Source organism: Amycolatopsis nivea (genome assembly GCF_004522235.1).
GTDB classification, from domain to species: domain Bacteria; phylum Actinomycetota; class Actinomycetes; order Mycobacteriales; family Pseudonocardiaceae; genus Amycolatopsis; species Amycolatopsis nivea.
Map to the genome: position 1 here is coordinate 16,562 of NZ_SDLT01000049.1, position 12,080 is coordinate 28,641.

10 protein-coding genes are annotated in these 12,080 nt (G+C 69.8%); all 10 read right to left on the reverse strand.

Features of this window, described 5'->3' with window-relative positions; all coding sequences use genetic code 11:
• Positions 1–525: 525 nt before the first annotated feature.
• Positions 526–2,130: a phospholipase C gene (locus EIZ44_RS38595; RefSeq protein ID WP_037814274.1), complete on the reverse strand. Its 1,605-nt coding sequence runs from the start codon at positions 2,128–2,130 to the stop codon at positions 526–528.
• A 17-nt stretch (positions 2,131–2,147) separates the two neighbouring features.
• A complete protein-coding gene (locus tag EIZ44_RS38600; protein WP_037814276.1) occupies positions 2,148–3,308 on the reverse strand; it encodes a Dyp-type peroxidase in 1,161 nt (386 codons plus the stop codon).
• Positions 3,305–4,444 carry an EfeM/EfeO family lipoprotein gene (locus tag EIZ44_RS38605; protein ID WP_037814278.1) on the reverse strand — a complete coding sequence of 380 codons (1,140 nt, stop codon included), beginning with the start codon at positions 4,442–4,444 and terminating at the stop codon, positions 3,305–3,307. The genes EIZ44_RS38600 and EIZ44_RS38605 overlap by 4 nt, the downstream gene beginning before the upstream one ends.
• Positions 4,445–4,550: 106 nt before the next feature.
• On the reverse strand, positions 4,551–6,179 hold the full coding sequence (locus EIZ44_RS38610; RefSeq protein ID WP_037814280.1) for an alpha/beta hydrolase: 1,629 nt from the start codon (positions 6,177–6,179) through the stop codon (positions 4,551–4,553).
• A gap of 122 nt (positions 6,180–6,301) precedes the next feature.
• Entirely contained in the window at positions 6,302–6,706 is a 405-nt protein-coding gene (locus EIZ44_RS38615; RefSeq protein ID WP_037814282.1) for an Imm7 family immunity protein, read from the reverse strand.
• A 489-nt stretch (positions 6,707–7,195) separates the two neighbouring features.
• Positions 7,196–7,612 (reverse strand): nitroreductase family deazaflavin-dependent oxidoreductase, encoded by a 417-nt coding sequence (locus EIZ44_RS38620; protein WP_050788444.1) that lies wholly within the window; start codon positions 7,610–7,612, stop codon positions 7,196–7,198.
• 46 nt (positions 7,613–7,658) lie between these two features.
• On the reverse strand, positions 7,659–8,630 hold the full coding sequence (gene egtD / locus EIZ44_RS38625) for an L-histidine N(alpha)-methyltransferase (RefSeq protein WP_037814285.1): 972 nt from the start codon (positions 8,628–8,630) through the stop codon (positions 7,659–7,661).
• Positions 8,627–9,391 carry an ergothioneine biosynthesis protein EgtC gene (gene egtC / locus EIZ44_RS38630; RefSeq protein ID WP_037814287.1) on the reverse strand — a complete coding sequence of 255 codons (765 nt, stop codon included), beginning with the start codon at positions 9,389–9,391 and terminating at the stop codon, positions 8,627–8,629. The genes egtD and egtC overlap by 4 nt, the downstream gene beginning before the upstream one ends.
• A 4-nt stretch (positions 9,392–9,395) precedes the next feature.
• Positions 9,396–10,745 carry an ergothioneine biosynthesis protein EgtB gene (egtB, locus tag EIZ44_RS38635; protein ID WP_037814289.1) on the reverse strand — a complete coding sequence of 450 codons (1,350 nt, stop codon included), beginning with the start codon at positions 10,743–10,745 and terminating at the stop codon, positions 9,396–9,398.
• 62 nt (positions 10,746–10,807) lie between these two features.
• Positions 10,808–12,070: a glutamate-cysteine ligase family protein gene (locus tag EIZ44_RS38640; RefSeq protein ID WP_037814291.1), complete on the reverse strand. Its 1,263-nt coding sequence runs from the start codon at positions 12,068–12,070 to the stop codon at positions 10,808–10,810.
• Positions 12,071–12,080: the final 10 nt, after the last annotated feature.

A 12,080-nucleotide genomic window follows, 5' to 3' on the forward strand; every position in this document is an offset into this window, starting at 1 on the left:
TTCCCCTCACGACCCGCCCGCCGGCCGTGAGGGCCTCCTTCACGGACTTGGATTCCCTCAAAGAGCCCTTCACGGACCACCCGGCCCCGGCCCCGGCTCCGCCCCGCCGCCGCGATGCGCCCCCAATGCGGCATTGGGTGCATCGCATGCCCCCAATGCGGCGTTCGGTGCGTCAGACGCACCCAATGCCACATTGGGCCGCTACCCCCACCCCAACCGACACCCGCATACCCCATCCCAACCACGCACCCACCCGCGCGCCCGAAAACCGCAGCCAATGCACCCAACGCATCAAGGCACCCGGCCCTAAAACCGCCGCCAATGCACCCAACAATCGAGGCACCCACACCACCCCCGCACCCCGATACGAAGCCAAAAATGCGGTCCGGGGGTGCTTGTCAAGGCATCTTTCCCGCCTTGACAAGCACCCCCGGACCGTCATCACAATGGGCTTCGGGGTCCCCCACGCAACCAAGGCCGCAATGTCGCCGCCAGGCGACGAGCCGCCCCGTAACCGCAGCGCCCCTAACCAACCACCGCCCCAGTCTTAGGATCCAACTTCAACGACTTCGCCTTAGCATGCGAAAAATCGAACATCCCAGTCAACGGAGCCGCCATCACATCAAACGACCCGCCACCAATCCGCCCCAAATGCCAGTTGTCCTCAATAAACCGCAACACCGAAGTCTGATCAGTCATAGTGTGATCAACATAATTAACCCTGCTATAAGGCGAAATCACCAGCAACGGCAACCGAGGCCCATACCCGCACCGATCCGCGAACCCGCCCAGCTTAACCGGCTTCGAAGTACAAACCGAAGCATCCTGCGCCGAATCGTGCGACCCGTTCAGAATCTTCGGCGCAACATGGTCATACCACCCGTCCGAATCGTCATAAGCCAACACGATCGCCGTATTCTTCCACTGCGGCGAAGCCTGGATCCGATTGACCTCCTCAGCCACAAAGGCCTGCTCGTCCAACGGATCCGAATACCCAGCATGCCCGTCCTGATACTCCGGAGCCTTCAGAAAACTCACCGCAGGCATCGTCCCCGCAGCGAGTGCATCATTGAAGTCCCGGACGTCATACTGATGATTAGCCTGATCCTGCTGCCCCACCGCATGCAAGGAGGACGGCGGAAGGTGCTTCCGATTAGCCGTCGACCGGTAGTACTGGAACGGCTCGTGATGCGGACTGTAGTCAACGGACGCCTGCCCACCCACGTTAGGATGCTTAGTCCCGCAGACGGCATACCCGTTAGCCTCGCCAGTAGGCCGGAACCCACCCTCGAACCAGCCCCAAGTAACCCCGCGAGCATTCAGCAAATCCCCGACATTCCGCCCCTGGAACGCCCCGAGATTGTCCTTAGCCGTGTGATTCTTGTCCGAACAGTCGTCGAACGCCGGATCCGGATCGGTAATCATCGTCCCGACCCCATGAGCATCCGGCGAAGCCGCGGTATGCGGATCAACCTTAGGCTCCCCGGTAACCGAATCCACCGGCTGCAACCCATGCGTCTGCCCCGACACGAGATTGATCGCCCCGGGACTAGACGGCCCAAACACAGTATTGAACGAATTATCATTCAACGAGTAATGCTGTGCATAATTCCACATCGCAGTAACAGTATTGCCGTCGAAGTAATTCATCACCAGACCAGGCTCGCCGAACAACACAGGCTGCCCAGTGCACTTGTCCTTCTCGGTGTACTCGACGAACTTGTCCATCTTGCCGCCGTTGAACGCGGCCTGTTCCTTCTTGTAGTCATGCGCCTGATCACAGGTGAGCGCCTGGTCCGGGCTCAACCGCTTCGGGTTGTAAGCGTTCGGGTTGTGCTGCAGCAGTTCCGGAGTCAGGCCGTTGACCTTCGGAGTGCCGGGCGCGGCATGGAACGGAGTGCCGTTCTCGTTCGTCGCGTTCGGATAGGTGCCGAAGTAATGGTCGAAGGAGATGTTCTCGCCGAAGATCACCACGACGTGCTTGATCGGCGTCGACGTCGTGAACGTCTCGGCGGCGATCGCGTGCGCCGGGGCCGAGGTCGACGCCGAACTGCTCGCGCACGCCGCGGCCAGCGCCGCGGTCGCCGCCAGCGCGGCCGCCGCGGTGGCCCGCTTCCTGGTCCGCTTCACTGCAGAACTCCTTCCGCTCAGCCCAGCACTGCCCGGCCGTAGTGGTCGGCCGGATCCGTCACGCCCGGGAACAGGTGGAAATATCCGCCCCCGAACGGCGAGACGTAGTCGGTGAGCGGCTCGCCGGCGAGCCGCTTCTGCACGGCCTCGAACTGCTGCTCGAGATCGCGCTGGTAACAGGTGAAGACGAGGCCCATGTCGAGGTTGCCGTTGGAGTCGACGCCGCGGTCGTAATTGACCGCGCGGCGCAGGATCCGCTGTCCGTCCGTCTGCGGCGTGCGCGGGTTCGCGAGCCGGATGTGGCTGGTCAGCGGGATGACCGTGCCGATCGGGTCGTCGGCGTAGCGCGGCGCGTCCTGCTCGGCCGCGCCGTCGAGCGGGGCGCCGGTGTCGCGGCGGCGGCCGATCATGTTCTCCTGCTCCGACAGCGACACCCGGTCCCAGAACTCGACCAGCATCCGGATCAGCCGGATGACCTGGTAGCTGCCGCCGTCGTCGGTCCACACCAGACTGTCCGCTTCGGACGGCCCGGGATTCGCGGTGCCGTCCTTGAACCCGAGCAGGTTGCGCGGGGTCCCGGACGGCCGCGGCGGCGAGCTGAATCCGTCGATCTTCCAGCGCAGCTGCATCCCGCCCCGGGTCGCGCGGGCGATGTCGCGCAGCGCGTGCAGCACGGTGTCCAGTTCGGCGGCGTTGAGCACCAGGGACAGATCGCCGTGGCACCACTGCGGATCGAGCGCGTCGTCCGGGAACATCGGCATCTGCTTGAGCTTCGGCGGTTTGCGCGCGGCGAGCCCGTACCGGTCGTCGAACAGCGACGCGCCCGCGCCCACCAGCACGGACAGCTGTCCTTTCGGGACTTCCGGACCGAGCACACCGGAGTCCGCGGGCGGTCCGGTGATCCCGACGGACGCGGAGGCACCACCGCCGGTGAGGAACCGCGCGCGGTCGGTCAGTTCCTTGAGCAGGGCGGTGAGTTCGGCGCGATTCTCGGCGACGACGTCGAACGCGGCGACGACTGAATGTCTCGCCGGTTCCGCCAGCACGGCTGTCTGATGTGGACCGTGGAACGGCACCGCTCCCCCGGCGGCTGTCGCGCTTCCGGACAGGCCGACCAGACCCGCGCCCGCCCCGGCGGCTGCCGCTCCGCGCAGGAACGCGCGCCGTCCCAGGCTCACGAGACCCTCCTCGGCTCCGCGATCGCCGCGACCGGGGCCAGGCGTTCGGTCAGCTCCGAGACGTCGGCGTTGATCCGCTGCCGCTGCTTCCGGTCGAGAGCGGAGAGCGGTTTCCCGGCGACCGCTTGGAGATCGTGGTCGGTGCGGGCGATCCAGGCGTCGAGATCCTTCAAACCGGGGAACCTCGTCGTCAGCAACGGGCGCAGCACGTCGAGCACCGCACGGGTCCCGGCGAGGTTCGCGCGCGCGGTCGCCAGGGTGGAGCCGCTGCCGTAGTCGGTGCGGCCGGTCAGCTCGAACTGGAGGGTGTTCTCCATGATCTCGTGCGCGCGCAGGCCGAGATCGTTCTGGTCGATCTGGGCGTCGGCGAACGACGTGCGCAGCTTCTGGACCACCTGGTCGAGCTGATCGGCGATCGGGCTCAGCGCGGGCACCGCTTCGTTGTGCCACAAGCCGTTCTCGAGGCGATGGAAGCCGGTGAAGCCCGGATCGGCGGCACCGCCCGGCAGCCCGGCGGTGGTGCCGTTGATCGCCCCGTCCGAGTCTCCGAAGGCGTCGTAAGCGGCGCCGAGCCGTTCGTAGGTGAGGTGCGCGGTGAGCCAAGCCTGTTGCGCCGCACCGCGATTGCCCGCGCGGACGGCTTGCGCCAGCGCCGCGGTCTGGCCGGTGAGCGTGCCGAGGCCGTCGGCGACGTAGGCGTGGTACTGCTTGAGCGGGCCGAGCAAATCCGCGTTGGTCACCGGCACCACCGCCGGGCCCGGGCGGTCCGCGCCGCCGGTTACCTGCACGGTCGGGCCGACGAAGGGCGTGCCGTCCTCGGGGGCGCAGCGCAGGGCGTACGCGCCGTTGCCGAAGTTCACCGGCAACGCGCGCGTCGTGCCGGGGCCGACGCCTTCCAGTTCCCCGAAGACCGTCCCGGTGGCCGGGTCGACGAGTTCGATCTCCATCGTGACGGCGGCGTTGTTGCGGACCTGCAGGGTCTGCGGCCCGGCCGGCGGCGCGGTCCAGCCGTCGCCGCAGGCCGAGCGCGAAACCTCGACCGGGCCGGGCTGGGCGGGCGAGCCGGAGCACCCGGCGAGCGCCGCGGTCCCGGCAAGGACCGCGGCCGCGCCGAATCCGCCCGCCCAGCGCCGCACGTCAACCCCCCTCAGGTGAACTTCTGGCGGACACTTTCACCGATCCGCCGGGCGCTGACAAGAGGGTTGTGCCGATATGCCCGATTCCGGGCCGAAGATCAACCGATCAGCCCTTCGCGGGCGTCGTGAACGGCTGCTGGTCCGGCTGGAACACCTGGCCGGCGGCGGGCACCTTCAGGTCGATCAGGTACGCGGCGGTCGCGTCGTCCACGCCGCGCGCCTTGCCGAGGATGCAGTGGCCGAACGCGTCGACCGACAGCAGCCGCGAGTTGCCCAGTTCCTCGGCCATCCGCTGGCCGAAGCGGTACCGGGTGGCGGGGTCGTAGAAGTTGCTCACCACCAGCACCGGCGTCGCGGTGTTCGCGCGCCACGGCCCGCGGTACGGGTCGGACGTCTTCGCGGCGGGCCACACCGGGCACGCGGCGATGTCGGAGAACACCTGGTAGCGGCCGAAAGTCGGCGATTCCCGGTCCGCCTTGGCCGCGATGCCCGGCACCTGCTCCTGCCGGATCCGCATCGGCTTGTCGGCGCAGTTCACCGCGAAATACGAGTCGTCGCCGGTGTACGGGCTGTCCGGGGCGAGGTCGAGCAGACCGCCGCGGCCCGCGGACAAGGTGCCCTTCCGCGCGGACTGCGCCTGCAACGACGGATGCAGCACCGAGTACGCCTGCTGCAAGCCCTCCGCCAGCTCGCCGAACGAGGCGGGCGAATACAGCGAGCTCGACACCGCGCCGGTCAACGCGCCGAGGTCGATCTTCGTGCCGTCGGGCAACGTGATCGGGTCGGTGCGCACGTGCTCGCGCAGCTCGTCGAACTTCGCGCGCGGGTCGCCCGCGCTGAACGCGCATTTATCGCCGGCCTGGGCGCAGCGGTCGAGGAAACCGGCGAGCGCGATCTCGAAGCCCTGCGCCCGTGCGAGGTCGTAGGTGACACCGTCGTTGGTGCGCAGCTGCGGGTCGACGTTCCCGTCGATCACGATCGCCCGCGTCTGCTTCGGGAACATCGCCGCGTAGGTGGAGCCGACGAGCGTGCCGTAGGAGAACCCGGTGTAGGTCAGCTGCTTGTCGCCGACGGCGGCGCGCAACTGGTCGAGGTCGCGCACGACGTCGCGGGTGGACATGTGGTCGAGCAGCGCGCCCGCGTTGCGGCGGCAGAACTGGCCGTAGTCCCGGTACGCGGCGAGCGTGCCGGAGATTTCCTTGCGCGACAACGGAACCGGGACCATCTCGTTCTGCACGTCCGCGGCGTCCTCGGCGGTGGTGAAGCAGCGCAGCGGATTGCTGGCCCCGACGCCGCGCGGGTCGAACCCGACGAGGTCGAAGCGGTCCATCACCTGCGGGCGGAAGTAGCGGTCGCCCGCGATCGGCATCCGCAGCCCGGACCCGCCCGGACCGCCCGGGTTGAGGAACAGCGACCCGATCCGCTGCCCGGGAACCCTGGCGGCGCGCTTCATCAGCGCGATGTCGATGCTGCCGAGCGACGCGTCGTCGTGGTCGACCGGCACGCGGTAACGCGAGCAGCTGTACAGCTTCACCTGGTCTTCCGGGACCCCGCGCAACTGGTCTTTGGTGCAGTCCTCCCACCTGACCGGCGCGGTGCGCGCGATCTCCGCGGGTGTGGCCTGCTGCGCCGCCGGACCGGCGGGCGCCGCGACGGCAGTGCCCGCCAGCCCGGTCAGCGCGGCCGCGATCGCCGCGACCAGTGCTCCGGCTCGTGCTCTTTTCGCTCCGCGCACGTGGAATCTCCCCTGGTTGCGCACCCGTCTGATTACGGGGCGTCACCGAGACTGGCACAATCCGGCCAAGCCGGGCACCGGCCAAAAGGAGGATGTGCGGGGTTCTGCCGAGCGACCGCCGATCAGGGATCCTCGACGACGGGCTGGATCGGCGAGAGGAACGGGTCCAGCCGGAGACTCAGTTCCCCGCGCGCCATGACCCGGACCCGGAACCCGTTCTGCCCGGGCGCGTCGGTAGCCTCCTCGTCTCGTTCGTACAGGAGCCCGTGCGACCCGGGAAGCAGCCGGGCGACGTACTCCAGGAATCCGATCACCTCGGGTATTTCCGTCCCGCGGTGGTTGGGAGCCCCGTCCACCCTCAGGACGTAGATGCCGTTGAAGATCTTCATCGTCACTTCGCTGGTTCCGAAGTCGGTGCCGGCGATCCGCGCCCGGACCTCTTCGACCAGCTCGTCGAACTTCTCCTCGCCCCACTCCGGCTCGGCCGGGGATTCCCACAGCTCGAACCAGCCGTGCACCACATACATTCAGATCTCCGAGATAGGTCCGATTTTGACAACAGGCTCGATACCGTACTGCTGCCAGCGGCTGCCGCGGCGATCCTCGCCAGCGACCACGTGCAGCTGATCAGCGGCGACGGCCGCGTTCTCTACAGACCCTGCCCCGCGCCCGAAACTGTCGGTCTGACCATCGTCCGCTCCACCGACCGGATCGGCTCGGCGGGCAACGGCAAACTCTGCTTCGAGGTCACCGGGTCCGCCGGGCAGCTGACACGACGGCGGACGTCAACCCCAACACCGACACCCAGATCGGGATCGCGACCACCCCGCCCGGAGACGCGACAGCCTCGCTCCGCTTGGACGCATCGCGCTGATCCGCGGTCAGCGACGATTTCCAGCAACCGGCCACGCGCACTCTCTCGCGCATTGCCTCCCCGCGGGGGCCAAGCACGCTCACGGCTGGTTTCGCAAACCCGTGCGGAGCCCAGCAGCTCGATTCCGCTCACCGCTCGATCGTCAGCAGCGGGTCAGCACGAATACGGGCAGCTCCCGCCCCGCCGCGTCGCGTTCCATTTCGTAGCCCGGCCAGAATTCGAGCAGTTCCGCCCACATCCGGTCGTACTCCGCGCCTTCCAGTTCCCGCGCCTTGACCTCGATCTCGCGGCCGCGCAGCGCGACCGTCGCCTTCGGGTTGTCGCGGAGGTTGTGCGTCCACGCCGGGTTCTTCGGACGGCCCCAGTTGGAGCCGGTGAGCACGAACTCGCTGCCGTGGGGGTAGTACAGCAAGTTCGTGCTCCGCGGGAGGCCGCTGCGCCGTCCGGTGGTGGTGAGGCGCAGCGACGGCAGTCCGGCCAGGCCGACCAGGCTGATCCGGCCGCCGAACCACCGGTGCAGCTGCCGGTCGGTCGCGATGATGGCGCGCGAGGCGCCCATCAGCCGGCGCTGGGTGCCGAGCTTGCGGGCGAGTGCCGCGAGAGGGTTACGCACGCACTGATCTTGCCAAACTCACCCCGAACCGCTGCTGTGAGTCTGTCCACCATCGCTCGAGCGCGAACCCGGCGGCGTTCAGTTCCGCCTCGACGCCGTCGGGGCGGAACTTCGCGGACACCTCGGTGCGGATGTGCTCGCCCTCGGCGAACGGCACGATCAGGTCCGCGCCGGGGATTTGCACCTCCGTCCGGCGCCGGGCGCGCAGCCGCATTTCGATCCACTCGCGGTCGGCGTTCCAGTGGGCGACGTGGTCGAACTCGTCCGGGTCGAAGTCCGCGCCCAGTTCGGCGTTGATCACGCGCAGCACGTTGCGGTTGAACGCCGCGGTGACGCCCGCGGCGTCGTCGTAGGCCCGTTCCAGCGTCTCCCGGTCCTTCACCAGGTCGGTGCCGAGCAGCAGCCACTCCCCCTCGCCGAGCACGTCGCGCACCGAGTGCAGGAACTCGGCCCGCTCGTCGGGCAGGAAGTTGCCGATCGTGCCGCCGAGGAAGGCGACGACCCGCGGCGCGGTGCCGGGCAGCAGCTGCAGGTGCTGGGTGAAGTCGCCGACCACCCCGCGCACCTCGAGCTTCGGATAGTCCGCCGTGATCGCCGCGGCGGCCTCGGCGAGCGCGGTTTCCGACACGTCCATCGGCACGAACGCCTCCAGCGTGCCGTGCGCGGTGAGCGCGTCCAGCAGCAGCCGGGTCTTCTCGCTCGACCCCGACCCCAGCTCGACGAGCGTGTGCGCGCCGGTGCGTTCGGCGATCTCGGCCGCCCGTGCCGCGAGCACCTCGCGCTCGCTGCGGGTCGGGTAGTACTCCGGCAGCGCGGTGATCTTCTCGAACAGCTTGCTGCCTTCGGCGTCGTAGAACCACTTGGGCGGCAACCACTTCTGGTCGGCCGTGAGCCCCTCGCGCACGTCCGCGCGCAGTTCGGCGGTCACGTCGCGGCGATGGCTCTCCAGGTCCGCTTCGGTCATCGGGCGGTGCTCCGTTCCAGGGTCAGGGGAAGGACGTCGACGCCGGCCGCGGTGACGCGCACGGCGTGGTGGTCGGGCACGGCGGTCCAGGCCGGGTCCGGATCGCACGGCTCGGACGCCAGCACCACGCCGGTTTCGGTGCGGCGCACGGACAACGCGTGCGTCCAGGCGGTGGCGACGAGCAGTTCGCCGTCGGTGAGCAGCAGGTTCAGCCGGGAGCCCGGGGCGACCGCCTCGACCTCCCGCACGAGGCCGGTCACCGCTTCGAGCGGCTCCTCCCCCGCGCGCAGCCGGGCGCGCAGCAACGCCCACAGCAGTGCGGAATCCGTCGGCGCTTCGAGCGTGAACAACTCGGTGACGTCCAGCCGCCCGGCCAGCCCGCGCATCGAACCGGGCCAGCCGCGCACCACGCCGTTGTGGCTGAACAGCCAGCGGCCCTCGGCGAACGGCGCGGCGGCCGCTTCGGTGACCGGCATTCCGGTGGTGCCGTTGCGCACCGCCGCGACGAACGCGCGAGTGCGCACCGACGCGGCCAGCGCGGGCAGCGTCTGGTCGGTCCACAGCGGTTCGCGGCGGCGGTAGCGCTGCGGCGGCGCACCCGGCTCCGGGTACCAGCCGAGGCCGAAGCCGTCGGCGTTCACCGAACCGCCGCCGCGCATGTCGAGCGGCGCGTACGACTGCACGAGCAGCGCGTGCGGCGCGGCGAACATCAGCTCCGCCGGGGACACCGGCGCGCCGAGATAGGCGAGATGACGGCACATCCGGCTAGCCTGCCTCGCCCGGGCGCGGATCGCGCGCGCACCGGAAACCGGAGAAGATCTGCCGCCGGATCGGGTAGTCCCAGTTGCGGAACGTGCCCCGGATCGCCGCCGCGTCGGTGCCGAACGACCCGCCGCGCAGGATCTTGTACTCCGGTCCGAAGAACACCTCGGAATACTCCCGGTACGGGAACGCCGCGAAGCCCGGGTAGCCGTGGAAATCGGTGCTCGTCCACTCCCAGACGTCGCCGATCAGCTGGTGCACGCCCAGCGGCGACGCACCTGCCGGATACGCGCCCGCCTCGGCCGCGCGCAGGTGGCGCTGCCCGAGGTTGGCGTGCTCGGCGGTCGGTTCCTCGTCGCCCCAGGGGAATCGCCGCGACCGTCCGCTCTCGGGGTCGTGCCGGGCGGCCTTCTCCCACTCCGCCTCGGTGGGCAGCCGCTTGCCCGCCCAGCGCGCGTATGCCTCCGCCTCGTAATACGAAACGTGCACGACCGGCTCGTTCTCCGGAACGCGTTCGCGCACACCGAAACGGGTGCGCCACCAGCCGTCCGGTTCGCGACGCCAGAACCGGGGCGCGGTGATGTCGTGCTCCTGCCGCCAGGCCCAGCCGGGCTCGCTCCAGAACCGCTGGTCGTGGTATCCGCCGGATTCCAGGAACTCGACGTACGCCCCGCAGGTGACCGGGGTGGTGTCGAGGACGAAGGCGGGCACGTCGACCTCGTGCGCCGGGCGTTCGTTGTCCAGCGCCCACGGTTCGGCGGTGGTGCCCATGGTGAACCGGCCGCCGGGCACGAGCACCTCGGCGGGCAGCTTCCGGGCGGGCGCGCGCGGCGGCTCCGGCGCGTGCAGCACCGGTTCGCCCTTGCGCAGCTGGTGGGTGGCCAGCATGGTCTCGTCGTGCTGCTGTTCGTGCTGGGTGATCATGCCGAACGCGAACGCGCTCTCGGTGAGCCGCCTGCCTTCCAGCGGGGCGGTTTCCAAGACGTCGAACGCCTTTTCGCGAACTTCCTTCACGTACGCCCGGGCCTCGGCCGGGCCGAGCAGCGGCAGCGCCGGGCGGTCCGCGCGGGCGTGCTGGAAGGCGTCGTACAGGTCGTCGATGTCCGGCCGCAGCGGCTCCCGGCCGCCGACGTCGCGGACCAGCCACAGTTCTTCCTGGCTGCCGATGTGCGCGAGGTCCCACACGAGCGGCGACATCAGCTTCGAATGCTGCCGCACAAGGTCCTCGTCGTCGACCGCGTCGGTGAGGGCCACGCTGCGCTCGCGCGCCCGGGTGAGGGCCGCGGCCGCGTGCGCCCGCAGGTCTTGCGGGCTCAGCTCCAGCAACGGGTTCTGTTCGGGGATGGTGCTCATGGCTCCTGACTCCTCGAGTCCGGTTCGCCGGGCTCCCCGCCCGGCGGTGTTCTCGGTCCTGCTCATCGGTCCTGGCGCGGCACCCCGGCGGCCCGCGTCCGCAGCCCGGCGGCCAGCCGGGCGACGGTGTCGTCCGGAAGCCCGGTGGCGGGCAGCTCGGCGACGCCCAGTTCCACCAGCTCCCTGGCGACCGCCGCCAGCTGCGCGTCGGCCATCCCGCACCGGGCGGCGTCGGCCCAGCGGCCGGCCGCGGGCGCGCACACCTCGCGTACTTTGTCCACAGTGGACTGATTCGCCAGCAGCGCGGTGACCAGCGCGACCGGCGGCAGCCATTCCCCCGGCGGCTGCCCGTCCAGGTACCTCAGCTCGAGGTAGCCCTGCGGCCGCACCGGGGTGAACATCGTGGTGAGGTGGTAGTCGAGGTCCGCGGCCGTCGGGCGGCGCAGCACGGTGGCCGCGCCCCGGCCGGCGATCCACTCGGCGAAGGTCAGCCCCTCCGGCGCGTCCCACGGCCGTTCGCCGCGCGGGAACACCATCAGCGGCGTGTCCATCATCCGGCGGGCCCATTCGCGCGCCGGGTCTTCCCCGGGTTCGGGCGACTGGGTGCGGACCGGTTCGGTTTCCATGACCGCGAGCCAGCGCGCCGATGCGAATCCGGTGTCGGTTCCGGCGTGCACGCGGGAATTCGCGAACAGGGCCAGCAGCGGCGGGCCCAGCGCGTGCGCGGCCGCCCAGCGCGCGGCGACCTCGTGCGCTTCGCCCGCGTCGACGCAGATCTGCAGCCCCGCGGTACTGCACATCATGGTGATGCCGCCCGCCCCGATCGGGGCGAACCGGCGTTCCATGGCGGCGTAGCGGGGCGTGCGCAGAACGCGCCGGGGCGGACGGTGTTCGTCGATGCCCGCGGCCCCGAGTTCGAGGCCGTGGCGGGCGAGAAGACCGGTGAGATGAGCGAGATCGGCCTCCACAGCCGCGTGCAGGGCACGCAGCGAGGCCTGGGGCGGAGCGGAGATCTCCACCTGGCAGCCCGGTTCCAGGCTCACCGGCGCGCCGGCCGGGAGCGGGATCGCGGGACTGTCGGGGCGCAGCGTCCGCGGGGTGTGCGGGCCGAGCGCCGTCGCGAGGACATCGGGGTCGAGCGGGCGGACCGGGTCGCCGGAATGGTGCACGGTGAACTCCAGTTCCACCCCGAGCAGTCTCGGCGGGCCGTGCTTGAAACAGACCGACGCGACGTACCGCTCCCCCTCCGCGCGGTCAGCGAGCACCCGCGCGGTCCGGTTCGCCGCACTCCCCGATCTGTCCGGAAAGTCGTGCACTGCAGTCATCTGTCGCCGT